Annotated in this window: 12 protein-coding genes; 5 read left to right on the forward strand and 7 right to left on the reverse strand. The window is 74.2% G+C overall.

The window, feature by feature from the left end:
* Positions 1-91: 91 nt before the first annotated feature.
* Positions 92-649 carry a thioredoxin family protein gene (locus ABZT47_RS28255; RefSeq protein WP_354848404.1) on the reverse strand — a complete coding sequence of 186 codons (558 nt, stop codon included), beginning with the start codon at positions 647-649 and terminating at the stop codon, positions 92-94.
* A gap of 308 nt (positions 650-957) precedes the next feature.
* Here ABZT47_RS28255 and ABZT47_RS28260 point away from each other — a divergent pair, with 308 nt between their 5' ends.
* On the forward strand, positions 958-1,332 hold the full coding sequence (locus tag ABZT47_RS28260; RefSeq protein ID WP_354848407.1) for a VOC family protein: 375 nt from the start codon (positions 958-960) through the stop codon (positions 1,330-1,332).
* A gap of 208 nt (positions 1,333-1,540) precedes the next feature.
* Here the strand turns inward: ABZT47_RS28260 and ABZT47_RS28265 are convergent, their stop codons facing one another.
* Positions 1,541-4,057 (reverse strand): DNA topoisomerase IV subunit A, encoded by a 2,517-nt coding sequence (locus tag ABZT47_RS28265; protein WP_354848409.1) that lies wholly within the window; start codon positions 4,055-4,057, stop codon positions 1,541-1,543.
* 234 nt (positions 4,058-4,291) lie between these two features.
* On the opposite strand from ABZT47_RS28265, the gene ABZT47_RS28270 reads away from it, so the two are divergent.
* The gene (locus tag ABZT47_RS28270) at positions 4,292-6,547 is read left to right on the forward strand and encodes a DEAD/DEAH box helicase (RefSeq protein ID WP_354848412.1); all 2,256 of its coding nucleotides are present in this window, start codon (positions 4,292-4,294) and stop codon (positions 6,545-6,547) included.
* A 79-nt stretch (positions 6,548-6,626) separates the two neighbouring features.
* Here the strand turns inward: ABZT47_RS28270 and ABZT47_RS28275 are convergent, their stop codons facing one another.
* Positions 6,627-7,520 carry a sugar kinase gene (locus ABZT47_RS28275; RefSeq protein WP_354848415.1) on the reverse strand — a complete coding sequence of 298 codons (894 nt, stop codon included), beginning with the start codon at positions 7,518-7,520 and terminating at the stop codon, positions 6,627-6,629.
* A 153-nt stretch (positions 7,521-7,673) separates the two neighbouring features.
* On the opposite strand from ABZT47_RS28275, the gene ABZT47_RS28280 reads away from it, so the two are divergent.
* From ABZT47_RS28280 to ABZT47_RS28290, 3 genes are all read left to right on the forward strand, one after another.
* Positions 7,674-10,451 (forward strand): GNAT family N-acetyltransferase, encoded by a 2,778-nt coding sequence (locus ABZT47_RS28280; protein WP_354848418.1) that lies wholly within the window; start codon positions 7,674-7,676, stop codon positions 10,449-10,451.
* A gap of 520 nt (positions 10,452-10,971) precedes the next feature.
* Positions 10,972-11,562 (forward strand): DUF5998 family protein, encoded by a 591-nt coding sequence (locus tag ABZT47_RS28285; protein ID WP_354848421.1) that lies wholly within the window; start codon positions 10,972-10,974, stop codon positions 11,560-11,562.
* 323 nt (positions 11,563-11,885) lie between these two features.
* A complete protein-coding gene (locus ABZT47_RS28290; protein WP_354848424.1) occupies positions 11,886-12,689 on the forward strand; it encodes a sulfurtransferase in 804 nt (267 codons plus the stop codon).
* 63 nt (positions 12,690-12,752) lie between these two features.
* Here ABZT47_RS28290 and ABZT47_RS28295 read toward each other — a convergent pair whose 3' ends face one another.
* From ABZT47_RS28295 to ABZT47_RS28310, 4 genes are all read right to left on the reverse strand, one after another.
* On the reverse strand, positions 12,753-15,038 hold the full coding sequence (locus ABZT47_RS28295) for a polysaccharide lyase 8 family protein (RefSeq protein ID WP_354848427.1): 2,286 nt from the start codon (positions 15,036-15,038) through the stop codon (positions 12,753-12,755).
* Between the two features lie 208 nt (positions 15,039-15,246).
* Positions 15,247-17,865, reverse strand: a complete 2,619-nt coding sequence (locus ABZT47_RS28300; protein ID WP_354848430.1) for a CHAT domain-containing protein — start codon at positions 17,863-17,865, stop codon at positions 15,247-15,249.
* Entirely contained in the window at positions 17,862-18,554 is a 693-nt protein-coding gene (locus tag ABZT47_RS28305) for a hypothetical protein (protein ID WP_354848433.1), read from the reverse strand. The genes ABZT47_RS28300 and ABZT47_RS28305 overlap by 4 nt, the downstream gene beginning before the upstream one ends.
* Positions 18,551-19,096, reverse strand: a complete 546-nt coding sequence (locus tag ABZT47_RS28310; RefSeq protein ID WP_354848436.1) for a sigma-70 family RNA polymerase sigma factor — start codon at positions 19,094-19,096, stop codon at positions 18,551-18,553. The genes ABZT47_RS28305 and ABZT47_RS28310 overlap by 4 nt, the downstream gene beginning before the upstream one ends.
* Between the last annotated feature and the right edge of the window lie 25 nt (positions 19,097-19,121).

A 19,121-nucleotide genomic window follows, 5' to 3' on the forward strand; every position in this document is an offset into this window, starting at 1 on the left:
AGAACCCCAAACCCTTCGTATGGACCAAGACCGCCGAAGAGATCCTCGAATCACTCGCTAAATATTTGGGACGGATTTCTGGCGCATGACACTAGTCGTTCCCCGGCTTCCACTTGATGCCGCAGCCGAGGCTGGGGTTCTGCGGGCCGGGAACCGGCAGTCCGGCGAGCACCGCGTCGATGGCGCGGCGCAGCGAGGAGCCGGTCACCGGAACCTGGTTGGACGGCCGCGCGTCGTCGAACTCGCCGCGGTAGGCCAGGCGGCGGCCGGCGTCGTAGAGGAAGAAGTCCGGCGTGCAGGCGGCGTGGTAGGCCCTGGCCACCTCCTGCGACTCGTCGACCAGGTAGGGAAAGCCGAAACCGGCGCGCTCGGCCTGCTCGGCCAGGTGCTCGGCGTCGTCGTCGGGGTAGTTCACCACGTCGTTGCTGCAGACGGCCACCGTGGTGACCCGGCCGCTGTAGTCGGCGGCCAGCGCGCCGATGCCCTTCTCGATGCGGCGCACGTAGGGGCAGTGGTTGGACAGGAAGACCACCAGCGTCGCCGGGGTCTGCCGGAGCCCGGCGAGCGACACGCGGCCACCGTCGACGGACGGCAGGTCGAACTCGGGTGCGGGGGTGCCCAGCGGCACCATGAACGAGGTGACGGCCATGCCGCCATTCTCCCGCACCGGCCCGGCCGAGATCCCCGTCCGCACCGGCCCGGCCGGGATCCCTGTCGGCGCCGGCCCGGCCGACATCCTCGTCCCCACCGGATCGGCGGGATCCCGTCCCTCTCTCGCTCGCCGCCGCCGGGTCCCGCTCCCGGGACGCCGTTTGACCTTCTCCCGTCGGGTAGGCGGGTCACGGCCGCGCTCGGTCGAGCCGGCCGGACAGGTGAAAACGAAATGCCGGTTCCGGCGACACCACTGTAGGGCGCTCGCTGGTGCCGCACGGGTACGGCGGAGAAACGGGAGTGACAATGGCGGAGATCGCGCGCTTGCGGAATATCGTGCTCGACTGTCCCGACCCCAGGGCGCTGGCCGAGTTCTACGCGTCCGTGATCGGCTGGAAGGTCGCCCACGAGGACGACGAGTGGGTCAGCCTCAGCGACGGCGGCCAGGTCAAGCTGTCGTTCCAGCGGGCCGAGAGCTACCAGTCGCCCAACTGGCCGAGCGCCGAGCATCCCCAGCAGGCGCACCTGGACCTCACCGTGGACGACCGCAAGCAGGCCGAGATCGAGGTGCTCGCCCTCGGCGCCGTCAAGCACCCGCACCAGCCCGGCGAGTTCGACGGCGACTTCACCGTCTTCCTCGACCCCGCGGGCCACCCCTTCTGCCTCTGCGACGCCGGCTGACCCTTCCGCGCGCCGGCCGGCCGGCGCGCGGCTCACCGCCGCCCCGGCCCCGGCCGCCCCGGTTTCACGCCGAGGAGCGGCCGAGCCCGGCTCAGGTTGACGCCGAGAAGCGGCCGAGCCGGCTCAGGTTGACGCCGAGAAGCGGCCGAGCCTGGAACCCCTCACGCTCATCTCACCGGGCCGCCGGCGGGCGTCCGGCGGCCGGCGCTCAGGGCGTCTCGGCCGCGTCCAGGGACCGCCCATCGGCGGGGGAGGCGTCCAGGTCGTCGTCCGCGGCGCTGCCGAGCGCTCCGCCGATGGCGGCGACCGGAGCGCTCAGGCGCACGCCCGAGCCGTCGCGGCGTCCCAGCTCGACCGGCAGCTCGACCGGCTTGCCCGTGGACGACACGGCCTTGATCGGGGCCGGGCCCGCCCAGGCGAGGATGAGCACGTCCTCGCCCTTGAGGAAGCGCTGGGCCCGCACGCCGCCCGTGGCGCGGCCCTTGGGCGGGTACTCGGCGTAGTCGGAGACCTTGGCGCCTCCGATCTCTGTGCCGGGCAGCGCCGTGGCCGCACCGGCGACGGTCACCACGCGGGCCTCGCGCGCCGGGTCGACGACGCCGAACCAGACGACCTTCGCGCCGCCGTCCAGCCGGATGCCGGTCATGCCGCCGGCCGGGCGCCCCTGCGGGCGCACCGACGAGGCGGAGTAGCGCAGCAACTGGGCGTCGGAGGTGATGAACACCAGGTCGTGCTCCTCCGAGGTCAGCTCGACGGCGCCGACCACGCTGTCGCCGGGCTTGAGGCCGATGACCTCGAAGTCGTTGCGGTTGGCCGGGTACTCGGGCACGACCCGCTTCACCATGCCCTGCGCGGTGCCCAGGGCCAGCCCCGCGCCTTCCGGGTCGAGCGAGCCGAGGCCGACGACCAGTTCGCCGGCGTTCAGCGTCACGTACTCGCTGACCGGGTGGCCGCCCGACAGCGACGGCGGGCTCGCCGACGGCGGCAGCGTCGGCAGGTCGACCACCGACACCCTGATCAGGCGGCCGGCGGAGGTCACCACCCCCACCTCGCCGCGCACGGTGGAGCGGACGACCGAGACCAGGACGTCGTGCGCCGAGCGTTCGTCGCCCGACCCCAGCGGCGAGGCGTCCGCGGTGCGGGCCAGCAGGCCCGTCGAGGACAGCAGCACCTGGCACGGGTCGTCGGCGACCTCCAGCGGGATGGCGCCCGGCGCCGTCACCGGGCCGCCTTCCAGCAGGACGGTGCGGCGAGGGGTGCCGTAGGTCTTGGAGACCTCGGCCAGCTCGTCGGAGACGACCTTGCGGAGGCGGTCCTCCGAGGACAGGATCGCGGTCAGCTCGGCGATCTCGTCCTGCAGGGTCTGCCGTTCGCGCTCGAGTTCCAGCTTGTCGTAGCGGGTGAGGCGGCGCAGCGGCGTGTCGAGGATGTAGTTCGCCTGGATCTCCGACAGCTCGAAGATCTGCATGAGCCGCGAGCGCGCCTCGGCGGAATCCTCCGAGGAGCGGATGACCTGGATGACCTCGTCGATGTTGAGCAGGGCGATGATGAGGCCGTCGACCAGGTGCAGGCGGTCCTCGCGCTTGCGCCGGCGGTAGGTGGAGCGGCGGCGCACCACCTCGATGCGGTGGTCGACGTAGACCTGCAGCAGCTCCTTCAGGCCCAGCGTGCGGGGCTGGCCGTCGACCAGCGCCACGTTGTTGATGCCGAAGGTCTCTTCCATCGGGGTGAGGCGGTAGAGCTCGGCGAGCACGGCCTCGGGGTGGAAGCCGTTCTTGACCTCGATGACCAGGCGCAGGCCCTTGTGCCGGTCGGTGAGGTCCTTCAGGTCGGAGATGCCCGAGAGCCTCTTGGAGGTCACCAGTTCCTTGATCTTGGTGATGACCCGCTCGGGGCCGACGTTGAAGGGCAGTTCGGTGACGACGATGCCCTTGCGGCGCGGGGTGACCTGCTCGATGGTCGCCTTGGCCCGCATGCGGAAGGTGCCGCGGCCGGTCTCGTAGGCGTCGCGGATGCCCGCCAGGCCGATGATCGACCCGCCGGTCGGCAGGTCGGGGCCCGGCACGAACCGCATCAGCTCGTCCAGGGAGGCGTCCGGCCTCTTGATCAGGTGGCGGGCGGCGGCGACGACCTCGACGAGGTTGTGCGGGGCCATGTTGGTCGCCATGCCGACCGCGATGCCCGCCGCGCCGTTCACCAGGAGGTTGGGGAAGGCGCTGGACAGGACCGTCGGCTCGGTCTCCTGGCCGTCGTAGTTGGGCTTGAAGTCGACGACGTCCTCGTCGATCGACTGGACCATGAGCATGGCCGCGGCGGCCAGGCGCGCCTCGGTGTACCGCATGGCGGCCGGCTGGTCGTCGGGCGAGCCGAAGTTGCCGTGGCCGTCGACCAGCGGCAGCCGCATCGAGAACGGCTGCGCCATGCGCACGAGCGCGTCGTAGATCGCGGTGTCGCCGTGCGGGTGGAGCTTGCCCATCACGTCGCCCACGACGCGGGAGGACTTGACGTGCCCCCGGTCGGGGCGCAGGCCCATCTCGCTCATCGAGTAGAGGATGCGGCGCTGAACCGGCTTCAGACCGTCGCGCGCGTCGGGAAGGGCGCGCTGGTAGATCACGGAGTAGGCGTACTCCAGGTAGCTGGTGCGCATCTCGGTCGAAACGTCGATGTCGACGATTCGCTCCTCGAAGTCCTCGTCTTGCGGGGGCGTGGTAGTCCGTCGGGCCATATCGAACATTGTGCCGAAGCCCAGAGGCACTCCGCGACACGAAGCCCTTTTACCTCCCGGCGCACCGCGGATCCCTGGCGCCTTTCCCTCCGCCCTTCCAACCTGCGCCACCGCCGTTCCACCGCCGCTTCACCGCCGTTCCACCGTCCGGGGACGGCGCCTGAGGGGCGTGGGTCGTCCACAGGCGTGGCGCGGGCGGCCGGAAAGGTCGCCCGGACCTGATAGCAAGGAGTCATGGTTGACGACAGTGGCCTGCGGGCCGAGGCCGAGCTGAAGCTGCGGGAGCTCGCGGGCGATCACGCGGCTCTGCGCGATGACCAGTGGTCCGCCATCCGGGCGCTGGTCGTCGATCGGCGGCGCGCGCTCGTGGTGCAGCGCACCGGGTGGGGCAAGTCGGCGGTGTACTTCATCGCGACCGCCCTGCTGCGGACGCGGGGCGCGGGGCCGACGGTGATCGTCTCGCCGCTGCTCGCCCTGATGCGCAACCAGATCGCCGCCGCCGAGCGGGCGGGCGTCCATGCCGCCACGATCAACTCGGCGAACATCGACGAGTGGGACACCGTCCACGCCGAGGTCGAGGCCGGCGAGGTCGACGTGCTGCTCGTCAGCCCCGAACGGCTCAACAACCCCGACTTCCGCGACTTCATCCTGCCGAAGCTCGCGGCCGGGGCCGGCCTGGTGGTCGTCGACGAGGCCCACTGCATCTCCGACTGGGGCCATGACTTCCGTCCTGACTACCGCCGGCTGCGCACCCTGCTGGCCGACCTCCCGCCGGGCGTGCCGGTGCTCGCCACCACCGCCACCGCCAACGCCCGGGTCACCCGCGACGTCGCCGAGCAACTGGGCACCGGCTCCTCCGCCGGCGCTCCTTCCGGCGCCTCCGGTGCCCTGTCCGGCGCCCCATCCGATGTCATGTCCGGTGCCTCGTCCGGCGCCTCATCCGATGTCGTGTCCGGTGCCTCGTCCGATGCCCTCTCCGACGCCTCGTCCGACTCTTCGCCGCAGGCGCCTTCCGGCGCGTCCGACGGCGGCACGCTCGTGCTGCGGGGCCCGCTCGAGCGCGACAGCCTCCACCTCGGGGTCGTCCGGCTGGGCTCGGCCGAGCAGCGGCTGGCCTGGCTCGCCGAGACGCTGCGCGACCTGCCGGGCTCGGGCATCATCTACACCCTCACCGTCGCCGCCACCCAGGAGATCGCAGCCTACCTGCGCGACCAGGGGCACGAGGTGGCGGCCTACTCCGGCCAGACCGACCCGGCCGAACGCCTCGCCGCCGAGCAGGCCCTGCTCGGCAACCGGCTGAAGGCCCTGGTCGCCACCTCGGCCCTCGGCATGGGGTTCGACAAGCCCGATCTCGGCTTCGTCATCCACGTCGGCGCGCCGGCGTCGCCGGTGGCGTACTACCAGCAGGTCGGCCGGGCCGGGCGCGGGGTCGAGCGGGCCGAGGTGATCCTGCTCCCCGGGCCGGAAGACCGCGACATCTGGGCCTATTTCGCCTCGCTGGCGTTTCCCCCCGAGCCGGTCGTGCGGGCCACGCTCGACACCCTGGCCGCAGGGGGCATGATGTCCACGGCCGCGCTGGAGACCCGGGTCGATCTCAGTCGCAACCGGCTCGAGATGATGCTGAAGGTCCTGGACGTGGACGGCGCCGTCAAACGGGTCAAGGGCGGCTGGCAGGCCACCGGCCGGCCGTGGGCGTACGACGCCGACAGGTACGCCCGGGTCGCCGCAGAGCGGGCGGCCGAGCAACGCGCCATGCTCGGCTACATCTCCACCACCGAGTGCCGCGAGGAGTATCTCCGCCGTCACCTGGACGACGCCACCGCCAAGCTCTGCGGCCGCTGCGACAACTGCACGGGCGCGCACCGTCCGGTCGAGATCGCCTCCGCCGCCGTCCACCGGGCCCGCGAGCGGCTGCACCGCCCGGGCGTGGAGGTCGAGCCGCGCCGCCAGTGGCCCACGGGCCTCAAAGAGCTCGGCCTGTCCGGCCGCATCCGCCCCGAGATCGCGGCCGAGCCGGGGCGCGCCCTCGGCCGGCTCACCGACATCGGCTGGGGCAACGTCCTGCGGCGGCTGCTGGCCGAGGGGGCGCCCGACGGGCCGGTGCCCGACGAGGTGTTCGACGCGGTGGTCGCGGTGCTGAGCGCGTGGCGCTGGGCCGAGCGCCCGGTGGCGGTGGTGACCATGCCGTCCGCGGCCAGGCCGGTGCTGGTCTCCACCCTGGGTGAGCGGCTGGCCGCCATCGGCCGGCTCCGCCACCTCGGCTCCCTGGCCTACCGGCAGGGCCCGCCCGGCCGCCAGCACAACAGCGCCCAGCGGGTGCGCGCGCTGCGGGGCACACTGGCACCGCCGGAGGCCGATCTCGCCGGCGGCCCGGTGCTGCTCGTGGACGACCGCGTCGACACGGGGTGGACCATGACCATCGCGGCCGCCCTGCTCCGCCAGTCCGGCGCCCCGGCCGTCCTGCCCCTGGCCCTCGCCACCACCAACTGACGGAGATGCCAGAGACGCGGTCAGGAGACGCCGAGGCGTGGGTGGGAATGGTCGGTGCCGGAGGTGTGCGTGGCGGGGGTCAGAGGCGGGGGCGGGCGCCGAGGTTGCTGATGGCCTTGGCTGCCAGGGCGTTGCCCGCGGCCAGCGCGTCGGCCGGCTGCTTGCCCTCCAGCCACGGCTGCAGGAAGCCCGCGGTGAAGGCGTCGCCCGCGCCGGTGCCATCGACGATCCGCTCGATGTGATCGGCGGGCGCGCGGACCGGCTCGGGCCGGTTGTTGGTGTACCACAGGGAGCCCTCGGCGCCCATCTTGATCACGACCTGCGGGAACCAGGCGGTGAGCACCTTGGCGGCGGAGGCGGGGTCGTCGCGGCCGGTCAGCACCTTGGCCTGGGCGTCGTTGGCGAACAGCAGCTTGGCGCTGTGGGTCCACTCGAGGAACGGTTCGGCGCCGGTGCGCTCGAGCGGGGCCGCCGAGGCGCAGTCGATGGAGATCGACATGCCGGCGCGGCGGGCGTGGTCGAGCGAGGCCAGCCCGGCGTCACGCGAGCCGTCGTTCAGCAGGGTGTACCCCGAGACGTGCAGGTGACCGCCCTGGGCGAACAGGTCGCGCGGCAGGTCTTCGGGGGAGAGCGCGGCGTTGGCGCCCGGGTCGGACAGCAGGGTGCGCTCGCCCTTGTGGGTGACGAGCACGACGCAGGTGCCGGTCGGCCGTTCGGGATCCATCACGAGGCGGGCGTCCACGCCGTACCCCATGAGCTCCATGTCACGGTTACGGCCGGTGATGTCGGCGCCGCGGCGGCCGACGAACGCGACCTCGGCGCCCTCGACGGCGAGCCAGGACGCGATGTTCGCCCCGGAGCCGCCACCGTGCATGGTGACGACGGCCGGAGTGTCGCTTGCCCTGGCGAGAGGGTAGCGGGCGCGTGCGACCGCATCGGTCATCAGATCGCCCACCACGACAACCCGGGTCATGATGTCACCACCTTGCTGGCACTACAGGAGGCTGCTGACAGAAAACCTAACAGCTTCAAGCCGGGGCGTGGGGCATAGAGCGGACACCCGTGCACAGTCGATGCACAAGCGTTGCCCAACGAATCGGACAGACAGCCGCTTACCCTCATCAATGTGGAACCTCACTACCCGGCCCACTGGGAGGCCGACGTCGTGCTCGCCGACGGGGGCACCGTACACGTGCGTCCCATCCGGCCCGAGGACGGCGACATCCTCCGCGCCTTCTACTCCCGGCTGTCTGAACAGTCGATCTACTTCCGGTTCTTCGGCCCGCGTCCGCGGCTGTCGGACCGCGAGGTGGCCTGGTTCACCACCGTCGACTACGTGGACCGGGTGGCGATGATCGCGACCCTCGGCACCGAGATGGTGGCGGTCGTCCGCTTCGACCGCCTGGACCGGCAGGACGCGGCCGAGGTGGCGTTCCTCGTCGAGGACGCCCACCAGGGCAGGGGCGTCGCCTCGGTGCTCATGGAACACCTGCGGGCCGCGGCGCGGGAACGCGGCATCAGGTCCTTCATCGCCGACGTGCTTCCGGCCAACAGCCGCATGATGGCGTTCTTCCGTCACGCGGGCTACACGGCGCAGAGCCAGTTCGAGGACGGCGTCGTGCGGATGACCCTGGACCTGGCGACCACGGAGACCTCCCGCGAGGTCACCATGGCACGCGAGCACCGGGCCGAGGCTCGCTCGATCGAGCGGCTGCTCACCCCCACCTCCGTCGTCGTCGTGGGCGCGGGCCGCGAGGCCGGCGGCATCGGCCAGACCGTGCTGCGCAACCTCCTCGGCGCCGACTTCAACGGTCCGGTGTACCCGGTGCACCGCGAGGTGCGCGCGGTCGCCGGCGTCCGGGCCTACAAGAGCGTCTCGGCGATCGACGGTGACGTGGACCTGGCCGTGGTCGCCGTCCCCGCCGACGCCGTGCTGGACGTGGTCGAGGAGTGCGCGGAGAAGGGCGTCAGGGGCCTGGTGGTCGTCTCCTCCGGCTTCGGCGAGACCGGACCCGAGGGCCGTGCCCGACAGGACGAACTGGTGCGCATCGCCCGCGCTTACGGCCTTCGCGTGGTCGGGCCGAACTGCCTGGGCATCGCCAACACCGACCCCAAGGTCCGCCTGAACGCCACCCTCGCCGCCCGGCTGCCCGGCAGAGGGCGGGTCGGCTTCTTCAGCCAGTCCGGCGCGCTCGGCACCGCGCTGTTGCAGCGGGTGGCGCAGCGGGGCATGGGCATCTCGACGTTCGTGTCCGCCGGCAACCGGGCCGACGTGTCCGGCAACGACCTGCTGCAGTACTGGGAGCAGGACCCGGCCACCGACGTGATCCTGCTCTACCTGGAGTCGCTGGGAAACCCGCGCAAGTTCGCCCGGCTGGCCCGGCGGACGGCCCGCGAGAAGCCGATCGTCGTCGTCAAGAGCGGCGGCGTCACCCAGGGCGTGCCGGTCGGGCACGCGGCCCCGGTGCTCGGGCTGCCGGACACCGCGCTGACCGCGCTCTTCGAGCAGGCCGGGGTGATCAGGGTGGACGACCTCGCGCAGCTCTTCGACGTCGCGCAACTGCTCGCCTACCAGCCGCTGCCCGAGGGGCCGAGGGTCGGGGTGGTCAGCAACTCCGACGCGATGGCGCTGCTGGCCGTGGACGCGTGCGTGGCGGCCGGGCTGGAGCCGTGCCCGCCGGCCAACCTCGGCGCCCGCGCCGGGGCCCTGGACTACCGCCGGGCGCTGGCGGACATGGACTGCCAGGTGGACGCCATCGTCGCGATCTACATGCCGCCGGTGCCGGGAAACGCCGCCGAGGTCGCGGCCGAGCTGGTCCGGGTGGCCGAGGAGACCGGCAAGCCGCTGCTGGCCACCTTCGAGGGCCGCATGGGGATGCCGGAGGAGCTGCGCGTCCCGGGGGAGGGCGGCGACCCGGGCAAGGGGTCCATCCCGTCCTATCCGGCCGCCGAGGAGGCCGTGCGCGCCCTGGCCCACGTGGTCCGCCACGCCCTGTGGCGCCGTACGCCGCCCGGCACGCCCCCCGGCCTGCCGGACGTCGACACCGCTGCGGCCAGGGCGGTGGTCGACCGCGTGCTCGCCTCTCCCGAGGCGCATGACGGCGCCCGCGGACAAGACCGGCAGGAGCCTTCACGGCGGCCGCCCGAGGAGGGGGCCGCCGATGGGGAGACCACCCCGCCACAGGGGCCGGCGTCCCTGGTCGCCCGCGAAGGGCCGGCGGCGTCGCCGGTCGCCGGGGCGGTGGAGGCCGACGCCACCGAGTTGCTCGCCTGCTACGGGGTGCACGTCTGGCCCTCACGGATCGTCTCCTGCTCGGAGGAGGCCGTCGAGGCGGCGCGGGAGCTGGGCTGGCCGGTGGTGGTGCGCGCCGACGACCCGGAGATCTCCCACCGGGCGGGCACGGTGCGGCTCGGCCTGTCCGACGCCGGCGGCGTCCGGCTGGCCTACGACGACCTGGCGGCGCGGCTCGGACCCGGGGTGAGGCTGTCAATCCAGCGGATGGCGCCCCAGCCCGCCGTGGCGACCGTGGTCAGGGCCGTGGACGACGCCGACTTCGGCGCCGTCGTGTCCTTCGGGCTCGGCGACATCACGGCCCGGCTGCTCGGCGACGAGGCGTTCCGGCTGGCGCCGCTCACCGCGGAGGACGCCGCGGCGCTGGTGCGGTCGGTCCGCGCCGCGCCGCTGCTGTTCGGGCGCCACGGGTACCCGCCCGTGGCGGTCGGCGCGCTGGAGGACCTGCTGATCCGGGTGGGACGGCTGGCCGACGAGCTGCCGGGAGTGGTGCGGCTGGTGCTGGACCCGGTGCTGGTGGGGGAGTCGGGGGTCAGCGTGGTCGGCGCCCGCGCCCTGCTGCGGGGCGGCGTCGGCCCGCGCCCGGACCGGGGCCCGCGCCGTCTCCGATGAGCCGGACACCTCCGGCGAAGAGGTCCGGCTGGACGGCTCGCCGGCCCCGGCCGCCCCCCCGCATCGCCTGAGGAGTGATGCCCACCGCCCGTCGTCGCCCGAGGAAGCCCCCATCGCCGAGGAAGCCCCCCTTCGCCTGGGGAAGCCGACGCCCGCCCGCTGTCGCTTGAGGGAGCCGACGCCGCCTGCCGTCTCTTGGGCAAGCCGTCGTCGCTCGCCGTCGCCGGGGCTCGCCCGCCCGACCGCCCGCCGTCGTCTGGAGGCGCGGCGCCGTCGGCCTCGTCCGGGGGCGCGGTTCCGCCGGCCGTCGCGCTGTTCGTTTCACGACCGGACGCCGCGCGAGCCACGCTCGCCCTGAGCGTAGAAGGCCGCCCGTGGAAGTGACGGCGGACGTCTGCTGTGGTGGAAGCGGCGGATGGTCGCCGATCGAGGCGCGGCGCGGGCTCTCCCAGGCCGAAGGGCGCCCAAGGTGAGCGCCCATGAGGTGAAACACCGTGCCGAGACAGGGCAGGATGGACCCATGAGGGAAACCCGAGTCTCGGCCGCTGGTTTGCGCGAGGCTATCGAACGCAGCGGTTACTACCCCGATCTCGTGGCCGACGCGGCGGAATCCGCGCTGGGTAAGGAGCAGGTGACGGCGTTCGTCGTCCACCATGAGGCCACATTCGACCCTGCGATGGAGGTCCGCAGGCATGTCACCGTCGTGATCCTCTCACCCACGCGGCTCCTGGTGTGCCACACCGACGAGCACCCGCCCGCCGATGGCATGCCCACCTCTCACGCCTCCACCACCACCGAGGCGGTGCGCCTGAGCCGCGTCCAGTCGGTGGCGGTCACTCGGGTGGTCCCCGACCCCGCGGCGTACGTGCCGGGGGTGCCGCCGACCGAGGTGACGCTCACCATCGGCTGGGGCGCCATCTCCCACGTCGATCTCGAGCCGGCCACCTGCGGAGATGAGAACTGCGAGGCCGACCACGGGTACACCGGCGCCATCACCGCCGACGACCTCTCGCTTCGCGTGAGCGAGGCCGCCGACGGACCGGAGGCCGTCGGCAACGTGCTGGCCTTCGCCAAGGCCCTGTCCGAGGCGACCGCCCGCTCGGCGAGCTGACACCCTTCGGCGCCCGCGCGGCGCCGGCCGCGCGCGGCGCCGCCCGCCCGGACCGCCGGGACCGCCGAGGTCCCGGCCCGTCCCGGCGGGCGGGCCACCGTGACGCCTCCGTAGGGGTGCCACAGACGACACGCCGATCACCTGGTGCGGCGGACGCCCGGCGTGGTTGACTCCGGGAACGCGGGCCGGTGACCTTCTCACCACCGGTGACGGCCGCGACCAGCAGGGGGCGAGCCGGAGACCGGCCACCACACGCACACGAGAAGGAGGCAAGGGGCTACCTCCCATGGCCGACACGGCAGGGCGTCCGCCCCGGAATTCCCATGAGCCCGTTGATCAGTCCTGGTGACCTTGGCGACGCGACGATCCTCGATGTGCGGTGGCGGCTGGTAGGCGCGCCCGGCATCGACTCCTACCGCGAGGGGCACCTCCCCGGCGCGGTCTTCTGCGACCTGGACCGCGACCTCGCCGCCCCGCCCGGCGCGGGCGGCCGCCACCCGCTGCCGGACGCCGGCGCCTTCCAGGAGGCCATGCGCCGCCTCGGGGTGTCGGCCTCGCGAAGGGTCGTGGTCTACGACGAGGCCGACTCCACGGCGGCGGCCCGCGCGTGGTGGACGCTCCGCTACTTCGGGCACCCCGATGTGCGCGTGCTCGACGGCGGCTACCACAGGTGGGCCGAGGAAGGCCACCCGGTGACCAAGGAGGAGCCGGCCGTCGAGCCCGGCGACTTCACCGCCCGTCCGGGCGGGATGCCGATGCTGGACGCCGCGCAGGCGGGCGCGCTGGCCGGGGAGGGGGTGCTGCTCGACGCCCGGGGCGCCGAGCGGTACCGCGGCGAGGTCGAGCCGATCGACCCGGTCGCCGGGCACATCCCCGGCGCCGTCAGCGCGCCCACGATGGAGAACGTGGACCCGTCGGGGCGGTTCCACCCCGCCGAGTTCCTCCGCGAGCGCTTCATCTCCTTCGGGGCCCTGCCCGAGGTGCCGGTGGGCGCGTACTGCGGCTCCGGCGTCACCGCCGCCCACGAGGTGCTGGCGATGGAGATCGCGGGCGTCCACGCCGCCCTGTACGTCGGCTCCTGGTCCAACTGGGTCGCCGACTCCTCCCGCCCGGTCGAGAAAGGCTGACCGCCCGGGCCCGGCGCGTCCGTACGGCGGCCCGTCCGCCGTACAGGGCCGGCGCACCGGCGGCTAGCCGAGGCGCACGGTGATCGTGTGGGAGGCGCCTTCCCGGTCCGCGAGCCGGCCGAGGCCGAGGGTGAGCGCCGCGCCGGTCCGCGCGCCGGTCACCAACGGGTGCCCGTGGAGGACCTCCGCCACCGGGCGGCGCCAGGTGACGGTGAGTTCCGTGAGGTCCCGGCGGGGGTCGGCCACGGTGACCGTGGCCGTGCCGTCGCCGGGCTCCCTGACCAGGACGGCGCACGGCGCGGAGGCGGACAGCCCGCCCGCGGCCCCGGCGTCCCAGAAGTTGACGGCGGTGATGCCGAGCGAGGGGACGTGGACGCCCTGCAGGCGCGGGGTGTTGGCGAGCACCTGTGCCCAGCCGGGGTCGGCGGCGCGGGCCCGCGTGGTCGCGAGGCTCGCGCCCGGCAGGAGCAGGTACACGTAGCCCGCCGAGACGGGGTCAACCCCGTGGTCGAGCCACAGCGTCACGTAATCCCGTTCGGCCGGTTCGGCGCCCTCGCTTCGTCGTCGCTCTCGCGCCGTGCGCAGGGGCGCGCCGCCGGGCAGCACGTAACCACCATGCTCGGTCAGATGCGCCCAGGTGGCCTCCACCATGAGCGCCGCGCCGGTGCGGCGGTTGTCGACGATCGTCTCGACCGGGACGCCGTCGCGGGAGGTGATCCCCGCGCCCAGGCACACCACGGCGTCGTCCAGGAACACCCAGGACTTGAACGCCTCCATCGTGCTCTCCAGGCCGTTCAGATGCTGGCCGACCGTGGCGTACACGCCGTCGGTCGCGCCGCCCACCCAGCGCCCCGGCGGGCAGGTGTCGCCCCATCCCTCGCCGGCGCCGTCGGCCAGCCGCCGGGTCGAGACGGTCGTGCCGGGCAGCCGATAGGGGTCCACGGTCGGCCAGAAGGAGTCGGAGTACTGGTCGCCATGACCCTCGGCCCACCAGTAGAGCATCCCCGAGCCGGTGTGCCAGCCCCGCAGGTTCTCGCCGTTGCCGTGCTCGTAGTGGCCGATGCGCGAGGAGGCCATGCTCAGCCCCGCGCACCAGCCGGGCCTGCGGTGCACCGCGCGGGCGCTCATCGCCATCAGCCGGTGCCCGACCGGCTCCGCGGCCGCCGGGACGGCGTCGTCGGCGAGGACCGCGGACAGGCGGGCGTGGAAGCCGAGGTCGACCGCCTCGGCCGTGCCGAGCATGGGCACGCAGGTGTCCCGCAGCGCCCACCCCTTCACCATGGCCCGCCAGCGCGCCCGTTCGGCGGCGGAGGCGGACTCACCGAGCAGCAGGGTCGCGGCGGCGATCTCGTGCCCCCTGCCGTGGTCGCCGTACGGCCTCCTGGCGACGCCGCGTCCGCGCACCATGTCCATGCAGAAGCCGTCGTGCACCACCGGTGCGAACGAGTTCTCGACGCTGTCGAAGATCACCTGCGCGTTCGGGTCGTCGATCTCCCAGGGAGATCCGCGCAGCACGGCGAACAGCGTCGCCAGGCCGGACAGCAGCGATGCCCCGTACGCGCCCTGGTAGGGGACGTAGGTGTGCTGGATGAAGGAGCCGTCCCGGTAGAACCCGTCACCGTCGCGGACGTAGGGGAAGACGGGGGACAGGGCCGAGACCGCCAGGGCCGCCTTGCGCGGGTCGGACCTCAGCATGGCGCGCAGCAGCATGACCACGCACAGGTCCACGCGGTTGGCCCCGGTGCTGGTGCCGCTGTAGGAGGCCAGACGGCGCTCGGGGACGAAGTGATCGACCGCGTCCCTGAGTGCCCTGCTCTGCGCGTCGGTGAGGTGGGGGCCGATCAGGACGGCCGCGTCCAGCAGTCGCTTCGGGACGCCGATCTGCCAGTGCCACCAGTTGCCCACCTCCTCGGCGTCCGCCGCGTACACGCGCCGCCGGTAGTGGTCGATGCCCGCCGCCACCGCGGCGGCCAGGCCGGGGTCGCCGGTCAGCCCGGTCCCTGGCAGGGCGTAGGCGCGGGCCATGGCGCGCAGCCGCTCAAGGGTGGAGACGAACGACGGGAACGGCCGGTCCGGCCACACCCACGCGTCGGCGGGCGCCATGGCATCCCGGTGCCGTGCGGCCCGCGCCCCGAGGGCGGCCAGCCGGGCGCGGTACGGCTCGGCCGCGGGATCGAACCCCGTCCCGGCCGTCACCTCGCGCCACCGTCGCCGCAACCGGGCGAAATGACCGGCGAACAGAGCGGTGAGGGCGCCTTCCCCCACCGGCCCCGCCGACCCCGGGACCACGAGCCCGGCCGCGACCATCCCGCCGAGCCGAAGAAACGACCGCCTGCTCCGCCCTCCCACGCATGGATTATGACCTGATCTTTCGACCTTTACGGCCCTTCCCGGCTCGATGCCCGGCACGTGGCCCCTGTCCGGCGAGATCCGGCGACCGTCGTCTCGACGGGCCGTGCAGGGGAGGGACGCGGCGTCCTGGAGGAAGAACGGCTTCTCGGCGGCCGTGTGGCCACAAAGGGCGGCGCCCCGGTGTCGTGCGTGTAGGGAGTGCCCCTCATCGGTCGTGCGACCGGAGGGGGTGGCCGAGGGAGCCGAAGCAGGCGAACCCGTGCACGCCGGTGCGCTCCGACGCGATGGCCAGCGCCTCGGCGGGAGCGTGCCCGCGCACCAGCAGCTCGTGCAGCAGCGTCATCAGGGTCAGCGCCTCCTCGTCGCGCACGGGGACCAGTCCGGCGATCACGCAGGCCGAGCCCTGGTCGAGGAAGGCGCCGGCCAGCCCCAGGGCGGTCCCGTCGACCGGCGCGTGGGCCATGCCCGCGTCACAGGCCGACAGCACCACCAGCCACGGTGTCCGGCGCAGTCCCAGCAGGTCGTACGCCATCAGCGCTCCGTCGTCCAGGGCGATGCGCGACAGCAGCGGGCTGCGCGCCGAGAAGAACCCGTGGGCGGCGATGTGCACGACCTCGGCCCGGCCCAGCGCGGCGAGCACGCCGGCCGTGGTGGCGGCGACGCGCACCGCCGTGGCGGCCGGGTCACCGGGCGGCCGGCGGGTCGTCGCGGTGCGGGCGGCCTCCTGGTAGGCGCGGACGACCCTCGCCGCCTCGGTGCCCGCGTGCTCCAGCCCCGGCCCGGCCACGGCCGCCACCAGCGGCGCACCCACCACAACAGGGCCGGCGACACCGTCGGACGGTGGTACCGGCGCGGGGGACGGCCGGACGCCGGAGGGCGGGGCAGGGTGGCGGGAGGTGGCGGTGAGCCAGGCGCCGGCGCTGGCGGCGACGCACAGGGCCCGGCCGTGCAACGGCGGCAGCGTCGCCCATGGGAGCGTGTGAAGCGCTCCGGCCGGCACGATCACCAGTGGGCGATCGGCGATGTCGGCGGCCAGCGGGTCCACGAGCCGTGCCGCGAGGGCCCCGGCCTCCACCGCCACCCCGGGCGTGCCGGAGCCGGTGTCGCGCAGGCCGGCTCGCCGCAGGCCGTACCGCAGCCGGATCGTCGCCTCGGCCGCCTCGGTGTAGGAGCCGAGCGACCGCAGCACGCGATGTTCGGCGGTGACGACCACGGCGGCGAGCAGGTCGTCGTGGCGCACCAGTTGCACCAGCGCGGCGCCGCCCAGCGCGGCGCGCAGGTGATCGATCGGCATGGCCTCCCCGGCGTGCCCCCGGGCGACCGCGCGGCAGTGCTCGGCCCAGCCGAGGACGGTGTCCGGCCGCCCGTCACGCAGGGCCAGCGACAGGCCGAACGCGGCGAGCCGCTCACCCGCCCGTACCGCGTGCGCCCGCACTCCGGGGTCGTTCAGCCGCTCGCTGCCCGCGGCGGCCTCCCGAAGGCCCTCGCGGAGCGCGGAGAACGCGGCCGGCGGATCGCCCCGGAGACTGTGCCGGAGCGCCACCGCATGATGGCGCACGACCCGATGCGCCCTCCCCGCCGCCGGCGCCCCGTTGATGACGAACTCCAGATCGCCCTCCACCACATCCGACACCGGACCTCCGGCGTCGGTGGGCCCGGCCGTGGTGAGCTCCGCGGCGGTGAGGCGGAGGGCGGCGGCGGGGGCGGGCCATCCGTGGGCGGCGAGCCGGGCGGCCAGGGAGCGGGCCTCCTCCGCCAGCCGTGGCGACGGCCGCTCGACGGCGATGCGCGAGCGCAGGATCACTTCCTCGGCCAGCGGGACCCAGGCGTCGCGGCCTTGGCCGTCCAGCTCGCGGGCCGCCGCCTCGGCGGCCGCCCGCGCCTGGTAGGGGTCGCCGACGAGCAGTTCGACCTGCGCCAGCAGCAACCGTGACTCGGCCAGCGCGACCAGGGCCCCGGTGGCGGCGAGGTCGGGGACGGCCTGCCTGAGCAGCGCGCGGGCCTCCCCGGGGAGATAGGCGGCCAGCAGCGCGCCCGCGAAGTCGGCGCGCATGGCGGCGAGCCGTTCGGGATATCCCGTCAGCGCGCGCTCGGCGGCCTCGTAGCCGGTGAAGGCGGCCTGGACGTCCCCGCGCCGGGCGGCGACGAACGGCACGTTGGCCTCGGCGAGGGTGGCGATGTGATCGAGCCCGGCGTCCCGGGCGAGGGCCGCACAGGCGGACAGGTCGCGTGACGCCGCGTCGTAGTCTTCGAGGAAGGTGTGCGCGAGGCCCCGGTTGAGCAGCGCGCCCGCCAGGAAGCGGGGGTCGCCGGCTCCGGTGAGCCGTTCGACGGCCCGGTCGCAGTGCGCCACCGCCTCCCCGGGCCGGCCGAGGCGCACCAGGGCCACCGACCGCTGGACGCCGAGCCGCGCGGCGTCCAGGCCGCCGAGGCCGTCCTCGGCGAGGTCGGCGACGCGCAACGCGCCGACGGGGTCGCCGAGTTCCGTGCGGACCGCGACCAGCGACATCCGCGCCTGGGCCGCGCGTCCGGGCAGGTCGCGGGCCACGCGGACCGCCTGGTCCAGATGGTCGGCGGCGGGCCGGAGGTCTCCCAGCTCGCGCGCGGCCAGGCCGAGCGCCCGGTGGGCGATCGACTCGGCCTCCCGGCAGCCCCACGCCCTCGCCATGTCGAGAACGGCTAGCGCGTCCCGGCGCGCCCGTTCGGGGTCGGCCCCCGAACCCTCGACCGCCCGCTCGGCCGCCGCGACCAGGTGGCGGTACTCGGGCGGCTCGGTCGAAGGGCGGCTGAGGGGGGCGGTCGTCGTCAGAGGGTCGGGGGTCATGGGCGGACGCACTGCCAGCGGGTGGCCACGGGTGGGGCGCCGGTGCGGTGGTACACGACGCTCACCCATCCGTGGGGCAGTCCTGTGGTGGCGAACTCCCCCGTCTCGGTGGGGAGGCGCATCTTGCTGACGTGGGGTGTCCTGATCTCGACGCGGGCCCCCGTGCCCGGGGCGGGGAGCACCTGGCCGGCCAGGTCGAGATGGGAGTCGCAGACCGTGATCTCGACGTCGATGGTGAGCTCCTCGGCGGCGAAGCGCAGCAGGCGCGGCTCTCCCTCGGACGCGTGCCCGTCGGAACGCACCCCGGCCGGCGGCCTGGCCCGCGCGAACGGCGGCCGGACGCCGGAGACGGGCGGCCGGGTGCCGGACGGCGGCGGCCGGGTGCCGGAGAAGGGCGCCGCGCCGAGCGGGCGGCCGAACCGGGGCGCGGACCTCCCCTCGCCGGGTGATCCTGGTGGACGGCCGTCGAGCAGGCGATGGACCTCAACCGGGGAGACGTCCCGGTGCGGCGGCGAGACCTCGGCCTCGGGCCCGGGTGGCGAGTCGTGGAGTGGGACCAGGTCGGCGATGACGGCGTCGGGCAGGCGCAGGGCGTGGACGGCCTGAGCGTCGGTGATGACATGGGCCGGGACGGGATCGGCGCCGGCCGCGAGACGAAGGGCGGCCAGCAGGTGGTCGTCGTCGGTCATCGCTGGTCCTCCACGAGTGATCTCAGGCGCTTGAGGCAGCGGATGCGGGTGGGGCCGATGCTGCCGATGGGCATGCCCAGCCGCCGGGACAGCTGGGCGTAGCTGGCGTCGGGCGCCAGGACGATCAACCGCACCAGGGCCCCGCACGGCCGGGGCAGGGTGTCGACGGCCGCCCAGAGCCGCCGTCCCTGGTCGTCGCTGAGCAACGCCGCGACCGGATCGCCGCCGCCGGAGGCCGGCGGATCGGCGCCGCTGGGGGGTGGCAGGTCGGTGGGCAGGCCGGAGGGCCGGGCGCCCGCCCTCGCGCGCCCGATGCGCATGGCCTCGTGCCGGGTGGTGGTGATCAGCCAGCCGCCGACGCGCTCGGGGTCGCGGATGGTGTGCCCGCTTTCGAGCAGGCGCAGCCAGGCGGCCTGGACGGCGTCGCCCGCGTCGGCGGGGTCGAGCCCGGTGGCCCGGGCCACGGCCCACATGCGGTGCCCGAAGCGGGAGACCAGGTCGCGCCAGGCCGTCTCGTCGAGGAGGTCGAGGTCGTATGACATGGGAACACTTCGCGTGATGGGGGAA

Source organism: Sphaerisporangium sp. NPDC005289, from assembly GCF_040607455.1.
GTDB lineage: Bacteria > Actinomycetota > Actinomycetes > Streptosporangiales > Streptosporangiaceae > Sphaerisporangium > Sphaerisporangium rhizosphaerae.